This is a genomic window from Ruminococcus sp. NK3A76, assembly GCF_000686125.1.
Lineage (GTDB): Bacteria > Bacillota > Clostridia > Oscillospirales > Ruminococcaceae > NK3A76.
Genome location: NZ_JMMA01000002.1, coordinates 3,288,645 through 3,308,588 on the forward strand (window position 1 = coordinate 3,288,645; position 19,944 = coordinate 3,308,588).

Sequence of the window (19,944 nt, forward strand, 5' to 3'; positions counted from 1 at the left end):
GGCATTTTGTGAGAACCAAATGTCAGGATGTAACACTGTAAAGGTGAGGCCAATGAAAAGAAAAAGCAGTATAGTAACTGTTATAATAGTTATAGCGATCGCTCTGCTTGCGGCTATCGCTATGGAGATAGTCCTTGTGTTCAGGCTCACCTCGCAGCAGACGAAGGAGTCGGGCACAAACAAGCTCGAAGCTATAGGCGGTGAGCTTGAAGATACGATAAGCATAGCCAAGCAGGACGTTATGCGTCTTGCACTCGATGTTCAGCCGTATATGGAAATGAAAGCAGGCAGGCTCAGACTCATAGAGATGATATACGACAGGCAGAAGGAAAACTATGAGAGAACGAACGGTGTCTGCTTCAACACCTACGTCGGCAACCCGGACTGGTATATCATACCCGATTTCTCAGAGCCCGGCGACTATAAGGTGACAGACAGAAGCTGGTATAAGGGCGCTGTGAGAAGCGGCGGCGAGGTGTATGTCACCGACCCGTATATCGACGCTATGACAGGCAATGTCTGCTATACCGTGTCGATAGTGCTTGATGATAATGAGACGGTAGTCGCCAACGACTACACTATGGAGAGCATACAGCAGCATATAAACAGCCTTTATAATAACGGCAGCAAGAACGCTGTTATCGTAACAGAGGAAGGCATAATCGCCGGCTGCAGCGACGAATCGCTCGTGGGCGGAAGCCTTGCGAAGGAAATGCCCGACTATGCGGCTATTTTCTCGCTTGCAAAGAACAGCAGCGGCACAGTTACCTCAACGCAGGGCAATGAGAACCTTTTTGCGACGCACTCAGGCTTTGGCTGGTATCTTATAGTGAGCGAGAACAACTGGACGCTATATAAGACCTCGTATATGCAGATGTTTGCGATGATAGGCATATCCATACTCATCTTCGGCATAGTCATCATCATGTGTATATCCAGCGCACGCTCGGCAAGGCTTGCCAAGGACGCACTGGCATACAAGGAGGAGTTTTTGCAGAGCATAAGCTCCGAGCTTCAGGAGCCGCTTGCAAGGATAGTCTCGGCATCGAGCCATGGCAGCAAGCGAAGTACCTCTGACTATCAGCGTGACCTTGAAAGCATAAGAGAAGCCGGCACACGCCTTTCCGAAAAGATAGGCGAGATACTTTCCTATTCAAGCATCGTGCGTGGCGAGAAGGAGCAGCGTGACAGGCAGCAGCACCGTGAGATAAGGCTCAGCCGCCATTTCAGAACGATAATACTTTTTGCGCTCATGCTCGTTATGGGCATATGCATCTATATCAATATAACAGCCACCTTCCGCTGGGGCAAGGGCAGGATGCAGCGTGAGGTCGCAATGTATGAGACCCAGCTCTCAGAATGGGTGACTACGCAAAAGAGCATTCTTGATATGTTCAGCACCTATATCTCGACCGACCCTGATATGCTTGACGATTACTACGGCACGGTCGAATGGCTCAACAAGATAACCAAGCAGTACCCCGAGATATCGGTGTCATACTTTACAAACCCCGACCGTGAGCATACGGTATATATGAACAACGGCTGGCAGCCCGATAAGGACTGGCACGTTGAAGACAGACAGTGGTATAAGGATACCCTTGCATCAGACGACGGCTGGTGTATATCCGCCCCGTACTATGATGCGCAGACAGGCGTTTACTGTATAACCTTCTCAAAGAGGGTGTATAATGACACCACAGGCGAGTTTCTCGGCAACTTCGGTATCGACTTCTATATGGATAAGCTCATAGACATCATGGGCGACAGCTATTCGGGTACAGGCTATGCCTTCCTTGCAGATGCAGGCGGCGAGATAATCAACCACCCCTACGGCAGCTATCAGATGACCGATACCGACTCTACGAATATCATAGAGCTGCCATATAAGGAAGCCGACACGACAGGCGAGAACGTGCGCTTTATCAAGGACTACGACGACAGCTACCGCACTCTGCTCGCTACAAAGAACGAGCGCTCGGGCTTTACGATATATGTCGTCAAGAATATATGGGTGGTATACCGTGATGTGCTCATATACGGCACTATATGCCTTATCGTGCTGGTAGTGTGCATCGTGGTGGTATATAAGGTGATGACACGCCTGATAGCATTGCAAAACGCTGCGAATATCAAGCTCAGAGAATCGGCCGATGCAGCTATCGCTGCCGATGCGGCAAAAAGCAGCTTTCTCGCTCAGATGTCTCACGAGATAAGAACGCCCATAAACGCCGTGCTCGGCATGAACGAGATGATACTGCGTGAGAGCCGTGACGAGAGGATAAGAGACTACGCTTCCGACATCAGCAGCGCCGGCAGGACGCTTCTTTCGCTGATAAACAGCATACTCGACTTCTCGAAGATAGAAGACGGCAAAATGGAGATAATCAAGGTCGAGTATGACACGGCTGCGATGATACACGACCTTGTGACATCTATCGCACCGAGGGCAGATGCAAAGGGTCTTGAGCTTAGGATAAACGCCGACGGCAATATCCCATGCAGACTGTTCGGCGATGATGTGAGAGTAAAGCAGGTGCTCATGAACCTGCTGACAAATGCTGTCAAGTACACCGAAAATGGCAGCGTGACCCTTACTCTCAGGCAGGAGAGCACCGAGGAGGGCAAGGTAAAGCTGTTTGCCGAGGTGGCTGATACAGGTATCGGCATCAGGCAGGAGGATATAAAGTATCTCTTTGACAGCTTCAAACGAATAGAGGAAAAGCGCAACCGTAATATCGAAGGCACAGGCCTTGGCATGAGCATTGTCACAAAGCTGCTTGAAATGATGGGCAGCACGCTCGAAGTAAAGAGCGAATACGGCAAGGGCTCGGCATTCAGCTTTGTTCTGGAGCAGGGGATAGCCGACGATGAGCCCATGGGCGATTACAGCGCAAGAATGAGCGTTCACGGCAAGCCCGAGAATGCCTCCGGCAGGCTGTATGCCCCGGGTGCTAAGGTGGTCGTTGCAGACGACAACGCTATGAACCTTAAGGTCGCAGCGAGCCTGTTCAGAGTTTTCGGCATAGAGGCACAGCTCGCTCCTTCCGGCAAGAAGGCTATCGAGCTTGTTGCACAGAACGGGGCGGATATAGTCTTCCTTGACCATATGATGCCGGAGCTTGACGGCATAGAAACTCTCGACAGAATGCGCACCGAGGGTATACTCGACAAGAGCGTGCCTGTGATAGCGCTCACGGCAAACGCCATAGTCGGCGCCAAGGAGATGTATCTCTCGCACGGGTTTGATGATTACCTCACAAAGCCTATCGAGGTCGAAGCGCTCGAAGACTGCCTTGCAGAGCATCTTCCCAAGGAGTGCATAACCTTTGTTGAGGATATCTCGCAGGCAGAGCCGGAGCCCGAGCCGCAGGCTGATGATGACAGCTTCACGCTAAGTGAGCTGACAGAGCTTCGCCGCTCGCTTGACGGGGTAGACCTGCTGCTGGGTCTTTCCTACTGTATGGATTCAAAGGAATTCTACCTTGATACGCTAAGAGCATTCGCTGAGGACGACAAGACTGCACAGCTTAATGATGCCTACAGCAAAAAGGATCTTGAAAGCTACCGCATAACCGCCCACAGCATAAAGAGCAGCACCAGGACTATAGGGGCTGCTGTGCTCTCAGAAAAGGCGAGATTGCTTGAATTTGCCGCAAGAGACAACCACACGGCAGTTATTGATGATAACCACAAGGCATTTGTGGAGGAATACACCGCCCTGATATCCGGGGTAAGAAAGGTCATGATAGAATGAGCAGGATACTAATTATTGATGATGACAGCTTTGTGCATCGTATGGCAGGCTTTATGATGAAGAAGGCAGGCCACGAGGCAGAATGTGTCTCCTCGGGCGAGGAGGGGCTTCAGAAGCTGATGCAGCAGGCTGACAGCTCGGCACTGCCCGATATGGTGTTTATCGACAGCGAGATGCCGGGGCTAAGCGGTATCAGTACCATAGAGCGCATAAGGCAGCAGCAGAGCATCTCAGGGGTAAATGTATGCCTTATGACAGGCACGCTGACAGACGAGCTAAAACAAAGCGCAGCCTCGCTCGGCGCAGTAGGCTGCATAACAAAACCGCTTGATATAAAGGACGTAACAGAAATACTTTCACACGCACAGCAATAAGGGGGGCATAAGCATTATGACTAATCGTATCGTTATAGCAGATGATGACCGCTCAAATCTTAAAATGGCAGAAAGGATACTGACCTTCAACGGCTATGAGGTCATATGCCTGGGCTCCGGCGAGGAGCTGCTTGATTATGTCGAGAAAGACCATGCAGACCTTATACTGCTCGACGTACACATGGAGGGTATCGACGGCTTTGAGACTATGAAGCGCTTAAAGCGCTCAAAGACCGGCAGGAACATACCCGTTATATTCCTCACAGCAGACGATGATTCGGACACCGAGACAAAGGCGCTTTTAGCAGGCGCTATGGACTTTGTCGGCAAGCCGTTCGTGGCGAGCGTGCTGCTTATGCGGGTAAGGCATACTCTTGAACTAATAAGGCTGCAAAGCGACCTTAAGGCCGAGGTCAGCGAGCGCACAAAAGAGGCTCTCGCCGAGCACGAGAAGAACGAGCGCCTTTCGCTCCAGGTGGTGCAGACGCTTGCAGGCACCATAGACGCAAAGGACACCTACACAAACGGCCACTCAGCACGAGTTGCAAAGTATGCAAAGGAGATAGCAAGACGCTACGGCTTTACCGAGAAGGACCAGGAGGAGATCTATATGCTGGGCCTTCTGCACGACGTCGGGAAGATAGGCGTTGAGGACACTATCATCAACAAGAAATCCAAGCTCACCGATGTCGAGTACGACAAGATAAAGGAGCACCCGGTGGTAGGCTACAAGATACTCAAAAACATAACCGAGATGCCCAAGCTCGCAATAGGCGCAAGGTGGCACCACGAGAGGTACGACGGCAACGGCTACCCCGACGGGCTCAAAGGCGAGGATATACCCACCGAGGCCAGGATAATCGCCGTGGCAGATGCTTACGATGCGATGTCTTCAAAGAGAAGCTACCACAGCATCTACGCCCAGGAGTTTATCAGAAACGAGCTTATGAGCTGCAAGGGCACGCAGTTTGACCCGGTGTTTGCGGATATCATGCTTGAGATAATAGACGAGGACAAGGACTACCTGCTGCGTGAGCTCGAAGCCCAGACAGCTGCCGGAACTGCAAGTCTTGAAACAGGCGACGACGATATGGTATTCACATTCCTATCCACCCTCGAAGCAGGCGGCATAAACACAGCTATCGGTATGAAATACTGCGTGAATGACGTTGACTTCTATATCGAGATGCTTAGTGAATTCACCTCCGGCTCGGGCGAGAGAAAGCTCACGCTCGACAACGCCCTTAAGGAGAGAAACTGGGAGAAATACCGCATACACGTCCATTCGCTCAAATCATCTGCAAGGACTATCGGTGCGGCCGCACTCTCCGAGCTTGCCAAGAGCATCGAAAAGGAAGCTGCAAACGCAAACGAAACATATGTCATCAACAACCATGCATCGCTTATCGCAATGCTCAAATCGGTACACAGCTCAGTGCTCATGGCACTTGCTATCACCGGCCACAGCGGACTATAAACAGCGCAACTCAGATGCTGTATTCGGCATCTGAGTTGCTAAAATAATAAAGAATAAAGAAAAAAGAATAAATAATAATAAAGGTATCGGCTGCGCCGATGATATTTTAAATCATCGACCGTAGGTCGATACCTCTTTTATTATTTCTTATTTATTCTTTCTTCTTTATTCTTTTAGCCGGCGCATTGTTCACAATGCGCCGGCGCTTGTTATCCTTTGGTAAGTGTGCAGACGACTATCTCCGACGGGTTGTTTATCCTGAATTTGCCAAGGCCGGAGGTGACTATCATCTTTGAATCGTCCCTGAAATATGTGCCCTTGGTGTATTTCGGGAAGAACCTTCTCTCGGGCGAGAGCACTCCGCCGAGCAGCGGTATCCTTACCAATCCGCCGTGACAGTGCCCCGAGAATACAAGGTCTGCGCCCCAGTCGGCATAGCCCTCAAAGTAGAGGGGGTTGTGCGCAAGCAGAATGTTGAATTCCTCCCTGTCGCACTCGCCTAACAGCTCATCAAGACATTCCTTTGTCACGGGTGTAAGGTTCCTGTAGCTGCGCCCCTGGTGATAGCTCCCTACAGGCGGCAGCAGGCCTGTTATCTTTATCCTGTCGCCGTTTCGGCAGATGTATTCGCTCATGTTTCTCAGTATCTTTACGCCCATGCGCTCTATCCTGTCGCAGATGTACTGCGCATTTAGCGGATTGTCCTGCTCGTGGTTGCCGAGTATGAAGTATACATCGCAGATGTTTGTCAGCTTTTCTATCAGAAACAGCTTCGCATCAAAGAAGCGCCTGTCTTCGCTGCGTGAGATAAGGTCTCCGGTAAAGAATATGATGTCCGGGCGGCAGGCCTCGCATGAGCTTATGAGGTTGCCGTTTAACTCCCCGAAGGTCTTTGAGTGCAGGTCGCTCAGATGCAGTACCCTTGCCCCTTCAAATCCCTCAGGCAGACGCTCGTGTCTTACGGTTATGCGGTGAACATCGAGCTGCCTGTCGTGGATGTATATCCCTGCCGCCGTGAAGAAAGCAGCGGCCATGCCTATTTTTGCAATGTTTTTCAATGCCGATTACTCCGTTTCTATTTTTCAAGATATCTGATAAGGTTTTTCATCTCGTGTTCGGCGTGGGCGTAGCCGTAATCGTAGAGCCGCCTGAGCTTTGCACGGTCGTTCTCTGTGCGGTTTACGCCGAAGGTGTGCTTGGGGGAGAAGACAAAGACCTTGCCCTCACGCCGCAGCTGTTCAAGCTCGGCTATGCATTCGTTGTAGCGCTGCGCCCTTGTGCGCATTGTCTCTATCAGCTCAGGGTATTTTCTGTAGCGCTTTTCTATGAGCTTTAACAGCGGCTCGTCCTTTTTGACATAGCCCCTCGGACGGGTGAGTATCACGATGTTCTTGTCGCAGCCTGACTCTATCATGTGCTTAAAGGGTATAGAATCCGCAAGGCCGCCGTCGAGATATTTCTTGCCGTTTATCTCTATCATCGGAAAAAGCATCGGCAAAGCGCAGCTTGCACGCAGCAGCATGAAATCCTCATCATCTCTCGGGCATTCAAGATACTCCGCCTGCCCTGTCCCGACATTTGTGACAACTGCCTCGACGCTGCCTTTAAACTCCGCAAAGGCTTTCATGTCAAACGGCAGCAGCTTGCAGGGAATGTCGTGGAATGCGTAATCCAAGTTGTAGTAGCTCATATTCGACGGGCGCAGAAGATGATGTGCGCCCATGTATTTTTTTGTAGGCATGAAGTCAATTGCAAGCGAGAGATTGCGCCCCTTTTGTTTCGAGATGTATGACACCCCGAACGCTATGCCTGCCGATACGCCGATAAAGCGGTCGCACATTATGTCACTTTCTAAGAATCTGTCAAGTATGCCGCAGGAATAAACCGTCCTGCTCGCACCGCCCTCGCAGGTAATACCAAGCATAATACTGTCTCCTTTATGATTTTTCTTTGCTATGAAAGTGTTTCTGAGATGAATCGGAATTTGCAGCGGCGCAGCCGCTGCAAATTCAGGTAACAGGTAACAGTTGAGGTGTCCGCCTTTGGCGGACGATATGTCCATTCGGACTCTCAACCTAAGTATTTTGCTCATAATAGGAAATATCGTCACCCAAACAGCCCGAATGGGCATCTGTCGGCGCAAGCCGACACATTACCTGTTACCTGTTACCCGTTACCTGTTACCTGTTACCTGTTAAGATAAATTCCTATTTATCTCCTTAAATCTTCCCCTCGACTGCCGCCACTAAAAACAGGCTGCCGCAGATAAGCCCCTTGCTCTGGCTCTTTACTTCATCAAGCCCCTCGCTAAGCGACGATACCTTAGCTTGTGAGCCGAGAGAGACTATAAGAGAAGCAAGCTCGCCCTTGTCAAGCGCTCTGTCGCAGTAGTCGTCAATGCAGAGAAATCGGTCTATGTAAGGCATCACATACCGCAGGTAATCTGCGATGTTCTTGTCAGCTGACATACCTATAAGCGCTGTAAATCCGCCGCCCTCAGATGAAAGCACCTGCGCAAGCGCCTTGCCTGCGTCGGGGTTGTGGCCGCCGTCGAGGATAAGCAGCGGCTGCTTTGAGATGTACTGCGCCCTTCCGGGTATCGTGGCAGCAGCTATGCCGTCTTTTACAGCCTGCGCCCATATGTCGTATTCTTTGTCAGCATAGTAGCTTGCGTATATCACCGAAAGGGCATTTCTTATCTGGTGTTCGCCGGCCATGGCAGGGGAGTATTCGCCCTCAAAGCATCTCAGGCCGTCAAAGTAAAAGCCGTTGTCAAGCCCCTCTCCGAGCCGCCTGATGCTGCTCATATCAGGTATGATAAGTTCTGAGCCCTTTTCGCTCGCTGCCTTTTCAAACACCCTCACCACACGCTCGTCGTTGCAGGGGCTTAAGATGCAGGGGCAGCCGGGCTTGATTATGCCGGCTTTCTGAAAAGCTATCTCCTCGATCGTTTCGCCGAGCACCGCCGTGTGGTCGAAAGATACCGAGCCTATTACCGAGCAGACGTTTTTATCTATCACGTTCGTGCTGTCGAGCAGGCCGCCGAGCCCGGCTTCGAGAATGACTATGTCGCACTCCTGTTTTGCAAAATAGCAAAACGCCGCTGCCTGAGTTATCTCAAACTGCGAGAAGTCAGACATAAAGCCCGTGCTTTCTGCTGCTGCCTTTACTTTCGGCAAAAGTTTGGCCAGCTCCTCGTCGGAGATATTTGCGCCGTTTATCCTTATGCGGTCGTTGTATTCTCTTATGTACGGCGAGGTGAAAAGCCCTGTCTTGTAGCCCGAGCGGATAAATACCTCGCTTAGCATCTCGCAGATAGAGCCCTTGCCGTTTGTGCCTGTGATGTGTATAAAGTCAAGGCTTTTCTGTGGCTCGCCGAGGGCTTTCAAGAGCGCCGTTATCCGCCCAAGCCCCACCGCACGCTTGCCGAGCCGTGAAAATGTATCAAGAAACTGCTGCCATTCGCTGCACATAGTTTTTCCTTTCGTAAGCATGAGGGTATTAAATATCGTGCCCGAAGGGCACACCTCAATTTTGCATTCTGCATTCTGCATTATGCATTAAACAGTTTCCCCTCTCCCCGAAACGGGAAAAGGGGAAGAAATTATCAAGTATTTAAGAAGCCTCGCTGCTCGTGTCGTCAGATGTGTTGACTATCGAAAGGCCAACGCCCTCAACAGCAGCCTTTGCATCAGCCATAGCATTCTCAACTGCGCCGTCGTCCTTGAGCTCTATAACTGTCTTGTCCTTGTCGAGCTCCGAGAGCTTGGTCTTGAGGTCGTCAAGAGTCAGCTCTGCGCCGTCATAAACGTATGTCGAGCCCTTGACTGTAACTGTGACTGTTGTCTTTGTGGTCTCTGTGTTGCTGTCGGAAGTCGATGCCGCAACGCTGTCGCTGCCGCTTGACGAGCCGCCGCTGCCCTTGCCGAAGCCGAAGCCCAGGCCTAAGTAATTCATCAGCCATAAAAGTGCCAGTATCAGAAGTAAAAGTATCAGGAACAGTATCGGCCCCTTGCCCTTTTTCTTCTTGTCCTTTTTGCGGTCTCTTTCATCGTATTGCTTTGCCATTGTTTTTCACCCTCCTGATAATTATTTTATTGACGTATCAATATATCCTATGTATATATTGTCATTTTCCTTTGACAGCTTGTCAAGCGCTGCCCTTATGCTCTGCATATCACGGAAAAGCACCTTGTTGCCGTCGTAGATAACAGCCGCCAGCACCGCCGAGCCCTCGGGTATCTTGATGTTGGTGACAGCACGCTCTATCTCCTCGGTCTGCTCAAAGCCCAGTCTGTCAAGCTCCTCGCCTGCGAATGAGAGCACAAGCACATCTGATGTCTCGTCAAAGCTGATCTTAAGCTCGTAGAGCTCGCCGCCCTCAAAGCCTGTCAGCGCATCTGCAAGCATCTTTTCCTTTTTCTTTTCCGTTTCAAGCTCCTGCTTCATCTGCTCGGTCTGAGCCTGTGCCTGAGCTATCTCCTCGTCGGCCTTTTCACGGTAGTTCTCGCTCTGCTGGCTCGACTGCATCATCACGAAGAAAAGCATTATCAGTATGACATCAAGCAGCGAGGTGAGCTCGATGATTATGCCCTTCTGCTTCATGATACCGCTTCCTCGTCCCTTTTGGCCTTCCTGCCCTCCCAGTTGCGCTGGAGAAAGAGCGCCACGGTCTTTTCGTTATCCTCTATCTTGGCCGAGATAACGCCGTCAAGGAATTTGAATATGATAGCGAACACCAGCCCCCAGAAGGTGGAGGTGAGTGCTGCGTAGAAGTTGTTCTGTGCGTTTGACATATCGTCCATAACAGACAAAAGCGACGCCACAGTGCCTAAGATACCGAGCAGAGGGAAAATACCCGTGAGGTTTACAAACACGCTGTAGAGCTTGCCGCAGCGTGTGCGCATCTCGGTGAGCTCAGTCTCGGTGAGCCTGTTTACAGCTGCCTCGGCCTGCGCCTTTGAGTCGTCATTGTCGGGTACAAAAACGGTAAGATGCATTTTCCTGTAAAGCTCGTTTGCAGCAGCGAATGCAAAGTAGTAAACGACTGCGTTCACGATGCCTGCAAGGAATATCACAGCATCAAACCCTGCTATATTTGAAAAAATGACACTAAACATCTTTTATCACCTTCAGTCGGAATGATAATTCTCACATATCAATAATAACACATATTTCAGAAAAATGCAATAGTAAAATAAAGAAAAAGCCCTGCACAGTGCAAGGCTTTTTGAGCTTTTGGTTATCTGAGCGTTACCTTCCAGCCGGCAAGATACTGCTTTAACAGCAGACCGTCCTTAAGGTCTGCCTTGCCGTCGTTGTTTACGTCGGCATTGCTCTCGTTTATTGCGACCTTCCAGCCGGCAAGATGCTGACTTATGAGCAGGCCGTCTTTGAGGTCTGTATTCCCGTCACCGTTCAGATCACCCGGTATACGGCCGGGCAGCTGGTCGAAGTAGAATCTTACATACAGCTTCTGCATTCCCGAGGAATTCGTTACTGTGGCAGACACGCCGTTTACTGTTGCCGAGCCTTCCTTGCCCTCTGCCGTGCTGTCAAAGAATGTGTTCTCATCAAGAGTCATCTCAATGGACGCTGCGTATTTTCCGCCCGGCAGGAACTTATCGCCCTTGAAGGAAGTCACGCTGCCGCCTTTGTCCTGGTAGGTACACCACCTTACAGAACTGCTTGCCAGGCCGCCGCAGTTGAGCTTTATGCTTGCCGCAGTCGCAGGTGCTGCCCCGACAGTAGGTGCAGTAACGGTTATATCCGCCCTGTCCGGGAATGAGGAGGTGGTGTTTACATAATGCAGCACGACCGACCTTGATGATGCAAGTTCTGTGTATGTGCCGCCCGTGCTTAAGCCAAGGGCAGTCACGGATATGGTGTAATCGCCTGAGCGCATACCTTTCATGTGGTCGCTCAGCTCCTCGTAAAATGAAAATGCGCCGTCTGTTTCTATCAGATCATTTACAGTGAAGCTTGTGTGGGCGGAAGCCCCTATGTCGATGTTTATGCGGTATGCTTTAGCGCCTTCGTAGCCGTTCCAGTGAAGCGTGGTGCTGCGGAGTATCCTTACACCTGTCACCCTTTTGAGGGTAAAGGTCTTTGTCTGCGTGCCTGTGAGGGCTTTTCTGTTATTGTCGTAGGCTGTGAGCTTTGCTGTGTATTCTTTTCCGCCTGTCGCATAGTCTGAAAGATCAAAGCTCTGCTTGCTGCTGCCGGTGTCGGGTATGTCTTCTATGTAGACATCGTGCATATTGTTTTCTTCACGCAGGATAAAGCGGTAATACGCAGCACCTTCCACCCTGTCAAATGAGAGCACGCCGTCATAGCTTACCGTTAAGTTCTTTATCTCATCAAGTGCCTTTGCCTTAAGCACGCCCTCCGGCAAAAACGCCCCGAGGGCTATCACCAGCACGAGTGCTGTGAGCAGCGATAAAGCCTTTTTCATATCGTCTTTCCCCTTGTATCTTTATTTGAGCACTACCTTCCACCTTGCAAGATACTGCATAAGAAGCATTGCATCTTTGAGGTCTGCCTTTTTGTCGCCGTTTACGTCTGAATTCTCAGCTATTATCTTTACGTTCCAGTTTGCAAGATACTGCTTGAACATCAGCCCGTCCTTAAGGTCTACCCTGCCGTCGCCGTTCACATCGCCTGCCAAGCGAAGGTCAAAGGACACGCCGTTGACCTCAGCGAGGTTTCTGAGCATCTGGTAAAGCTCGGTGTTCGTTGCCTTGCCGAGGGGGTCTATCATCTGTTCTTCCCTGGGGGCTCCGGGCTCGCCTTTGCCCTCCATGATGTCGTATGTGGCCGACCAGCATATAGCCTCCCAGTGGTCAAAGTCTATGTCGTAGTAGTCAAGGTAATCATCGCTCCTGCCGAAGTCGATAGACCTCTTGTAGCCCATGTACTCGGAAAACCTCATCAGCATGAGCGCTGCGTCCTGCCTTGAAAGCCATTTGCCTGCGCCGAAGGTGTCTGCCGACTTGTAGGGGTAGCCTACACAGATGTTGTGTGCCTCTCCCCACAGCAGCGCTGCCTCATACGAAGCGCCTGCCTTTACGTCTGTGAACCTTGTCTTCAGGCCCTTGACACTCGGGCTGCCTGCCAGCTTGTAGAGCCGCTGAACGAATTCCTCTCTTTTCACAAGCTCCCTTGTGTCAGAGGGCTCCTTCTCCTCAGGGTAGGCGGGCACAGGCTTTGTGGCGGTCGTGCTCAGCTTTACCTTGTCGTCAAAGCACAGGAAGAATATGCTGTCGCCCTGCGTCGAGTCGTCCTCGCCGTAGTCTATCGTCCACGAGTGACCGTCGCAAACGTCGCCCTCGTATACCTTGACACCCTCCTTGTAGGTCTTTACAAGATATGGGCAGTCGCCTATGTTAAGTGTTGTGAATGGGTTTGTGAATGCCTGTAAAAAGCGCAGATTGGGGTTGTTTGATACATCGAGCTTGCCAAGGCCGTTGCAGGCGCAGTCAAGATACACCAGCTTCGGGTTGTTTGAAAGGTCAAGCGTCTTTATCTGATTGTAGCCGCAGCTTAATTTGTTGAGCTCCGGGTTGTGGCTTACATCAAGGCTCTTGACACCGTTGTATGCGCAGTTGTAATACTGCAAGCCTGTGTTCTTGCTTATGTCTATCTCGCCGAGCTCTGTGTTGCCCCATATGTCAAGGCGCTTTAGCTTTGTAAGCCCTGTCACGTCGAGCTTTGTGAAGTGGTTGTACATAGCATCAATGTGCGTGAGCTTTTTGTTGTGTGTGAAATCGAGCTTGTCGAGCTCGCAGCTTGCGCATATCAGATGTTCAAGGTCTTTGAAAGGTGAAAGGTCGAGCTTTTTTAAAGGGTTGTCGCTGACTTCAAGGTATGACATTTTGGTGTTTTGTGCTATGTTCAGCGTGCTTATGTTGCAGTCAAAGCAGTAAAGCCATAAAAGCTCCTTGTTCTTTGAGAAGTCAAGGCTTGTGAACTTGTTGCCCGAGCACCATACGCCACGCAGCTCGGTGTTCTTGCTTACATCGAGCGTCGTCAGCTCGTTGTCGGTGCAGTATAGCCCCTGCAGCTCAGTGAACACCTCTATGCCCTTCAGCGACTTGATGTCCATGCCGTCGCAGTATATGTTGCGTGCAAGAGTTATCTCCTCATCGTCAAGATAAGTGTCGCCGTTGCGGTCGTAGTCTCTGGTGGATATCAGCTCCATGAATGTTTTATCGGGGAAAGTCTTGCTGTCGATCTTTATGCGTGCTGCGGCTTTGGCTGTGAATGTGTCAGCCACACCGTCAAGCGGCACAGAGCTGCTGCCAAGCGCCATGAGCATCGCCATGCCGCCGGCGATCACCTTTGAGATCCTGCTGCCTGCTTTTCTCACTTTTCATACTCCCTTTCGGTTTTCTTTTGTCTGTCAGACAAGCTCTACCTTCCAGCCTGCAAGGAACTGCTTAAGCAGCAGGCCGTCCTTAAGGTCTACCTTGTTGTCGCCGTTTACATCGGCGCTGCTAAGGTTTATCTCTACCTTCCAGCCGGCAAGGTGCTGACTTATGAGCAGGCCGTCTTTGAGGTCTATCTTAGTGTCGCCGTTTAAGTCGCCGGGGGTGCGGGCTGATGCTTTCTTCCATACAGCCTTTATCGTCCTGTCGGCGGTTATGCTTACCTTGTCGCCGGGCTTGCCAGGCTCCCACTTGTCAAATACCATGCCGTCAGGCGCTGTGTAGCCGCACTCGGGCAGTGTCAGCTTGTCGCCGGAAGCTACATATTCCTCCTCCATGTAGCCAAGGCCGCCGTTTGCATCATATATAACGGTGTATACTGTCTTGTATTCCGCCTTTATCTTTACATCGCCTGCCGGCATTGTGAATGTAGTCACTTCCGAGGTGGCATCATCAAGCTTTACATTGCCGCTTACCACATTCCACTTCTGGAATACCAGTCCCGAGCTTGGCGGCGGGTCTGCTATTATCTTCATCTTAGTGCCCTTGGCAGCTTCGTATTTGCGCTGCGAGCCGTTTGTTGCTGCATAGGGTGCGCCGCCCTGTACTACTACCGCATATGACGAGCGGTTTGCATCAGTTTTTCTGAATACAGCCGTGTAGGTCGTGTTGCCATTGACGGAAACTCTAATGTTTACCTGATTGATGTACTGCCTCTGGAGCTGCGTGTCCTCTATCCAGTAAACAAACTCGTAGCCCTCGTTGGGGTCGGCAGTGAGCATGGCTGTCTCGCCGGGCTTGTAGTACCAATCGTCATAGTGGCTCGTTTCCATAGCAATGCCGCCCTCAGCAGGTGATGCTACTACATTTATCTGATACTTAGCGCCCGAAGCCTTGTACTGCAGATAAAGGTCGGTGTTCTTTGTGATAGGTGTCGAGAAATCGAACAGGTCATCAGCGCCGTTGCGCTTGTAAAGGCTCCAGCCTACGCCGACATAGGGCTTGTAAGTCTCGCTGATGCCGGGTGTGTCGGTATAGGGCTTGACAGTGTCGCCGTGTTTTACGGTCACCTGGTTTTTGTAGTCGTATTCGTACCCTACAGAGCTGTTCTCAGCAGGCACTATGTCGTGGAATGTCACGGTATATTCGTTTATCGCAAAGTGTGCCGTGTATGTGCCCGAACCGTTTGCTTTTCCGGAAAAAGAGGCGATCATTCCGTATTTCGGCGGGTATGCACGGTTCTGCTCATCAAGGCGGTCATCTTCTGCATTTGTCACGGGGTACTGCCAGTAGTCAAAGTGATAGCCGGTGTTTGCTTTCTGATAAAGCCTGAATGTGTGTCCTTTCTGAGCGCCTATGCATATCTTCGTGCCCCAGAAGCTGTTGACACCTTCGATATCTGTGCTTATCATGCCGTTGCCGGCAGTTGTGATAGTCTGCTTTAAGTAGCCGCTCTTTAGTTCAAAAACAGCCGTGTATGTGGTCTTTTCGACACAAAGGTTGCGTATGCTCTTTGATGTGCTTATGATCGTGCTGCTGCTTCCCTTGCGCCAGCCCTTGAACTCATAGCCGTTGCACGGAGCTGCATATATCGTGACATAAGCTCCCTCTGAGTATGATGAGAAGGCGCTCGTGTAGTAGTTCTCGTTGTCAAAAGATACCACACCGCCGTCAGTCGCAGTCAGTATCTGCATATATGATACCGCTGCATCAGCCTTTATGCCGAGCACGCCCTCAGGCAGGAACGCCCCGAGTGCCAGCACCAGCACAAACGCTGTCAATAGTGACAATATCCGCTTCATATCCTTAAACCCCTTTGATCATAAATAGTATCTTATGCCCACGGGTCATCGCAGGGGCGTATGCCTACTAAAACGTGCTGCTCCCATAAGAAGTATTTGCCCGTGCTGCCCTGCTTTCTGAGCACGATGTCACGGGGGCTGTCAGCGCCCGATGAGCGTACCCACAGCTTTACATAACCCTCGTCATCGTAGGAGTAGGGGTTTGTCTCGAAGGTTATCGTGTAGGGCTCGGTGGGGGTGTATTTGTTCTCGGGCGATGAGCCTGCAAAATACGACCTCGGCACATAGTCTGCGTCCATAAACCTGTCCTTGATGAACGACTTGTCATAAGCCGAGAGAGGGCGAGGCCCACGCAGAAAGTCTATCATCTCGTATGTTGCCTCCCTGTCATTGGGGAAGTTCGCCACTGCTGCCACAAAAAGTGCTGCTGCAAACTGCGGCTCTGAAAGGCTTGCTTCGGGGAGAGCTTTGAGCTCGTCAACGTTTTTGGGTAAGCTGCCAAATGTAACTGTGAATTTCTCTGCCATGATAATTACCTCCTGAGTGTCTGTTTATTGCACGTCGAGCGTGCGCTGTTGCCTAAATTATAACATATTTTAACTAACTTGTAAACACCCGATGTATAAAAAAACCACCAACGTTTTTGTGGGATATGCCAAAGCGATTGACTTTGTGAGCGGTAGTGTGATATAATAGTTCTGTAAGATATTCTGATATTAGGGGGCTTTGATATGTCACAGATAAAAGAAAGAATAGCTGAGTATTTTGAGCAGCACAAGGAGCAGATGATAAAGTCGCTCGCAGAGCTCGTGGCGATAGATTCGTCATTTAAGCCGGGCAATGATGAGAAGCCTTTCGGCGAGGGCTCGGCAGCAGCGCTTGCCTGGGCGCAGGCCTTTGCAAGGGAAAACGGATTTATTACCACAAACTACGATAACTACGCTATAGATATCGACTTTGACGATAAGGAGCAGGTGCTTGCCATTCTCTCGCACCTTGACGTGGTGCCTGCATCTAAGGACGGCTGGCACAGCGACCCGTTCACTCTTACCGAGCGTGACGGCGTGCTCTACGGCAGGGGCACTATAGACGACAAGGGCCCGAGCATCGCTGTGCTATATGCCATGAAGTGTATAAAGGAGCTCGGCATACCGCTTAAAAAGGGCTTCCGTGCTGTCATGGGCGGCAATGAGGAGAGGGGCTGCAACGATATCGTCTACTACCAGCAAAAGCGCCCCTTCCCGAAGAATGTCTTCACGCCTGACGGCTCTTTCCCGGTGCTCAACTGCGAAAAGGGGCTTTTGCATATCAAATTCTCAAAGCCCTTTGCCGATGAGCATATAAGCAGTATCAAGGGCGGTATCTCTCTTAACGCTATCCCCGAGCGCTGTGAAGCGGTAGTTGACGGCAAGACGGTCGTCTCGGCAGGCAAGGCAGCTCACGGCTCACGCCCCGAGAACGGTGATAATGCGATAACCAAGTTCCTCTCGGTATACGATAAGGACGGCAAGATAGGCCTTGGCAGGCTTTTCCCTCACGGCGAGTGCGACGGCAAGAGCTGCGGCATGGGCTTTTCCGATAAGGTGTCCGGTACTATGACCTGTGCGCTGACACTCCTTAATACCGAGGGCGGCAGGCTGCACGGCGGCGTTGATATAAGATACCCCATAGACAAAACTCTTGCCGAAATAACAGAGATGATCACCGCAGCCTTACAGAGCGCCGGCTTTGAGGTGGACAGCTGCGAGGGCTTTGAGCCACACTATGTCGATGAAAAGAGCGATTTCGTGCAGAAACTGCTCAAGGTATATGAAGACGTGCTCGGCGAAAAGGGCGAGTGCATCTCAGAGGGCGGTATAACATATGTGCATAACACCGAGGGCGGCGTTGCCTTCGGCGCAGAGTTTCCCGACGAGCAGAACAATATGCACGGCGCAGATGAGCATATCAGCCTTGAAACATTTATGATAAACTGCAATATGTACGCAAATGCAATAGTTGAGATATGCGGATAAAAGCTATAGGCAACACCGCACAACCAACGGCTTACGCCTTTGTATGCCATATGCTTAAAATTTTCCGTCATATCGCCCAAATCCACCTTGTCTTACGCCAGTAAAACTGCGGCGGATATAGGCAATCTGACGAAAAATTTGTCAGCGCATCTGACATACAATGGTCGTGCGGTATTGCCTATACAATAAAGCATTGATAAAAGAAAGGAGGCCGGCCTGATGTACGTCACCGAGGAGCAGAACCCACGCCTGCCGTATCTGCGTGATAAGACAAGTAAGCTCACCCTGAGCCCCGGGTGCTATATCATGAAAAACGCACAGGGCAAGATAATATATATCGGCAAAGCCAAGAGCCTGCGCAAGCGTGTGACGAGCTATTTTCGTAAAAGTGCCGACCACCTTCCCAAGGTCGCAAGAATGGTATGCTGCGTCAACGACTATGACTTTATCGTGACCGATTCCGAGTTTGAAGCGCTTGTGCTCGAATGCTCGCTCATCAAGCAGTATAAGCCAAAGTATAATATCCTGCTAAAAGACGATAAGGGCTATAGCTATATCCGTGTCACCAATGAGGATTTCCCAAGGATATCAGGTGAGCTGCAAAAGCAGGACGACGGCGCTGAGTATATAGGCCCTTATACTTCGTCATTCGCAGTAAGACAGGCAGTCGATGAGGCAAATAGGGTCTTCCGCCTGCCGACCTGCAAAAAGAAGTTCCCGCAGGAGTTTTGCAAAGAGCGCCCCTGCCTTAACTTCCATATCAAGCAGTGTATGGGTGTCTGCCGTGGAAAGATATCCAAAGAGGAGTACCGCTCGGTAATAGACGAGGCGATAGATTATATCAGGGGCGGCTCGGGCCATAGCATAGAAAAGCTCACCGCTCAGATGGAAAAGGCCGCCGAGGAGCTTGATTTTGAGCTCGCCGCACGCCTGCGTGACCGTATCAGGGCTATAGAAAAGGCCGCCGAGAGCCAGAAGATAATAGATGAGCATATAAAGGACTGCGACTGTATAGCCATAGTCGCAAACTCCGAAAACGCCTGCGCAAGCGTTATAAAATACCGTGGCGGCAGACTCTACGACAAGGCTGATTTCTTCCTTGAACAGACTGACGAGCCGACGGCTATGCTCACAGGCTTTCTTATGCAGTATTACAGCGCAAGCGAGGATATCCCTGCTCATATCCTGCTCGCAGACGGCATAGATGAGCAGGAAAGCGAGGATATCACACGTTTCCTGCGTGATAAGACGCAGCACGCAGTCTATATATCCGTTCCCCAGAAGGGCAGCCTGCTAAGACTCACGACCCTTGCAAAGGCCAATGCTTCCGAGTATCTTTCTATCCGTATGGGGCGCACAGGCCGTGAAGCCCAGGCGCTTGATGAGCTTGCCAAGGCTCTCGGAATGGAAAAGGTGCCGAAGATAATCGAGTGCTACGATATCTCAAACCTCGCATCGTCTGATATGGTGGCAGGAATGGTCGTCTTTGAGGACGGCAGGCCGCTTAAGAAGCACTACAGGCGCTTTGCCATAAAGAACGTTGACGGCCAGAATGACTACGCATCAATGCAGGAGGTGCTAAAAAGAAGGTTTGAGAACTACTTCAAGGGCGAGGACGAGTGCTTTAAAACGCTGCCCGACCTGATATTCCTTGACGGCGGCAAGGGTCATGTCAATACCGTCACACCCGTCATCAGGAAAATGGGCATAGACGTGCCGGTCTACGGTCTTGTCAAGGACAGCCGCCACCGCACCCGTGCAGTCGCCACAGGCGGGGGAGAGATATCGCTCACAAAGGCAAGGAGTGCTTTCAATCTTGTGACGGCCATTCAGGACGAGGTTCACCGCTACAGCGTGGCTTTCATGACAAAGCGCCACAAGAAGGCGAGCTTTGCATCGGCTCTTACCCGGGTAAACGGCATAGGCCCCAAAAAGGCAGCAAAGCTCATGGGCGAGTTCAAGACCACCGAGAAGCTCAAAGCAGCAACGCTTGAGGAAATAAAACGCACAGCAGGCGTTAACGAGCAGACAGCGCAGGAGCTTAAAAGGATAATAGATGAGATGTAAGCGTTAAGATGCAAAAAAAGACTGCC

At 50.9% G+C, this 19,944-nt stretch carries 15 protein-coding genes; 5 read left to right on the top strand and 10 right to left on the bottom strand.

All coding sequences use genetic code 11. The features are described from left to right. Positions 1-52 precede the first annotated feature (52 nt). Genes CD05_RS0115320 through CD05_RS19040 form a run of 3 tightly spaced genes read left to right on the top strand, consistent with a single transcriptional unit; the run spans position 53 to position 5,608 of the window. Entirely contained in the window at positions 53-3,757 is a 3,705-nt protein-coding gene (locus CD05_RS0115320; protein ID WP_028511219.1) for a cache domain-containing protein, read from the top strand. Beyond that, complete coding sequence (locus CD05_RS0115325; protein WP_028511220.1) at positions 3,754-4,131, top strand: response regulator; 378 nt, start codon at positions 3,754-3,756, stop codon at positions 4,129-4,131. The genes CD05_RS0115320 and CD05_RS0115325 overlap by 4 nt, the downstream gene beginning before the upstream one ends. Before the next feature lie 16 nt (positions 4,132-4,147). Beyond that, positions 4,148-5,608 (top strand): HD domain-containing phosphohydrolase, encoded by a 1,461-nt coding sequence (locus CD05_RS19040; RefSeq protein ID WP_037323082.1) that lies wholly within the window; start codon positions 4,148-4,150, stop codon positions 5,606-5,608. Between the two features lie 209 nt (positions 5,609-5,817). Here the strand turns inward: CD05_RS19040 and CD05_RS0115335 are convergent, their stop codons facing one another. From CD05_RS0115335 to CD05_RS0115380, 10 genes are all read right to left on the bottom strand, one after another. Next, positions 5,818-6,666, bottom strand: a complete 849-nt coding sequence (locus CD05_RS0115335; protein ID WP_084262220.1) for a metallophosphoesterase — start codon at positions 6,664-6,666, stop codon at positions 5,818-5,820. 17 nt (positions 6,667-6,683) lie between these two features. Continuing rightward, complete coding sequence (locus CD05_RS0115340) at positions 6,684-7,532, bottom strand: DUF6363 domain-containing protein (RefSeq protein ID WP_028511222.1); 849 nt, start codon at positions 7,530-7,532, stop codon at positions 6,684-6,686. Between the two features lie 295 nt (positions 7,533-7,827). Beyond that, positions 7,828-9,081, bottom strand: coding sequence for a folylpolyglutamate synthase/dihydrofolate synthase family protein (locus tag CD05_RS0115345; protein ID WP_028511223.1), 1,254 nt, complete (start codon positions 9,079-9,081; stop codon positions 7,828-7,830). Positions 9,082-9,223: 142 nt separating this feature from the next. Beyond that, positions 9,224-9,676 carry a hypothetical protein gene (locus CD05_RS19045; protein ID WP_051589070.1) on the bottom strand — a complete coding sequence of 151 codons (453 nt, stop codon included), beginning with the start codon at positions 9,674-9,676 and terminating at the stop codon, positions 9,224-9,226. 21 nt (positions 9,677-9,697) lie between these two features. Further along, complete coding sequence (locus CD05_RS0115355; RefSeq protein WP_028511224.1) at positions 9,698-10,213, bottom strand: hypothetical protein; 516 nt, start codon at positions 10,211-10,213, stop codon at positions 9,698-9,700. Next, on the bottom strand, positions 10,210-10,728 hold the full coding sequence (locus CD05_RS0115360) for a MotA/TolQ/ExbB proton channel family protein (RefSeq protein ID WP_028511225.1): 519 nt from the start codon (positions 10,726-10,728) through the stop codon (positions 10,210-10,212). Before CD05_RS0115360 ends, CD05_RS0115355 begins: the two co-directional genes overlap by 4 nt. A 122-nt stretch (positions 10,729-10,850) precedes the next feature. Then, the gene (locus CD05_RS0115365; RefSeq protein WP_028511226.1) at positions 10,851-12,062 is read right to left on the bottom strand and encodes a dockerin type I repeat-containing protein; all 1,212 of its coding nucleotides are present in this window, start codon (positions 12,060-12,062) and stop codon (positions 10,851-10,853) included. 21 nt (positions 12,063-12,083) lie between these two features. Continuing rightward, the gene (locus CD05_RS0115370) at positions 12,084-13,976 is read right to left on the bottom strand and encodes a dockerin type I domain-containing protein (protein ID WP_028511227.1); all 1,893 of its coding nucleotides are present in this window, start codon (positions 13,974-13,976) and stop codon (positions 12,084-12,086) included. A gap of 33 nt (positions 13,977-14,009) precedes the next feature. Next, positions 14,010-15,836 (bottom strand): dockerin type I domain-containing protein, encoded by a 1,827-nt coding sequence (locus CD05_RS0115375; protein WP_084262222.1) that lies wholly within the window; start codon positions 15,834-15,836, stop codon positions 14,010-14,012. Positions 15,837-15,868: 32 nt separating this feature from the next. Beyond that, on the bottom strand, positions 15,869-16,363 hold the full coding sequence (locus CD05_RS0115380; protein WP_028511229.1) for a hypothetical protein: 495 nt from the start codon (positions 16,361-16,363) through the stop codon (positions 15,869-15,871). 204 nt (positions 16,364-16,567) lie between these two features. On the opposite strand from CD05_RS0115380, the gene CD05_RS0115385 reads away from it, so the two are divergent. Then, positions 16,568-17,851, top strand: a complete 1,284-nt coding sequence (locus CD05_RS0115385; protein ID WP_028511230.1) for a Sapep family Mn(2+)-dependent dipeptidase — start codon at positions 16,568-16,570, stop codon at positions 17,849-17,851. 219 nt (positions 17,852-18,070) lie between these two features. Then, positions 18,071-19,918, top strand: coding sequence for an excinuclease ABC subunit UvrC (gene uvrC, locus CD05_RS0115390; RefSeq protein ID WP_028511231.1), 1,848 nt, complete (start codon positions 18,071-18,073; stop codon positions 19,916-19,918). Positions 19,919-19,944 lie beyond the last annotated feature (26 nt).

Excerpts from the sequence above, each read along its gene's own strand:
- CD05_RS0115320 (WP_028511219.1), top strand. The coding sequence starts at position 53 with ATGAAAAGAAAAAGCAGTATAGTAACTGTTATAATAGTTATAGCGATC.
- CD05_RS0115325 (WP_028511220.1), top strand. The coding sequence starts at position 3,754 with ATGAGCAGGATACTAATTATTGATGATGACAGCTTTGTGCATCGTATG.
- CD05_RS19040 (WP_037323082.1), top strand. The coding sequence starts at position 4,148 with ATGACTAATCGTATCGTTATAGCAGATGATGACCGCTCAAATCTTAAA.
- CD05_RS0115340 (WP_028511222.1), bottom strand. The coding sequence starts at position 7,532 with ATGCTTGGTATTACCTGCGAGGGCGGTGCGAGCAGGACGGTTTATTCC.
- CD05_RS0115345 (WP_028511223.1), bottom strand. The coding sequence starts at position 9,081 with ATGTGCAGCGAATGGCAGCAGTTTCTTGATACATTTTCACGGCTCGGC.
- CD05_RS19045 (WP_051589070.1), bottom strand. The coding sequence starts at position 9,676 with ATGGCAAAGCAATACGATGAAAGAGACCGCAAAAAGGACAAGAAGAAA.
- CD05_RS0115355 (WP_028511224.1), bottom strand. The coding sequence starts at position 10,213 with ATGAAGCAGAAGGGCATAATCATCGAGCTCACCTCGCTGCTTGATGTC.
- CD05_RS0115360 (WP_028511225.1), bottom strand. The coding sequence starts at position 10,728 with ATGTTTAGTGTCATTTTTTCAAATATAGCAGGGTTTGATGCTGTGATA.
- CD05_RS0115365 (WP_028511226.1), bottom strand. The coding sequence starts at position 12,062 with ATGAAAAAGGCTTTATCGCTGCTCACAGCACTCGTGCTGGTGATAGCC.
- CD05_RS0115375 (WP_084262222.1), bottom strand. The coding sequence starts at position 15,836 with ATGAAGCGGATATTGTCACTATTGACAGCGTTTGTGCTGGTGCTGGCA.
- CD05_RS0115380 (WP_028511229.1), bottom strand. The coding sequence starts at position 16,363 with ATGGCAGAGAAATTCACAGTTACATTTGGCAGCTTACCCAAAAACGTT.
- CD05_RS0115385 (WP_028511230.1), top strand. The coding sequence starts at position 16,568 with ATGTCACAGATAAAAGAAAGAATAGCTGAGTATTTTGAGCAGCACAAG.
- uvrC (WP_028511231.1), top strand. The coding sequence starts at position 18,071 with ATGTACGTCACCGAGGAGCAGAACCCACGCCTGCCGTATCTGCGTGAT.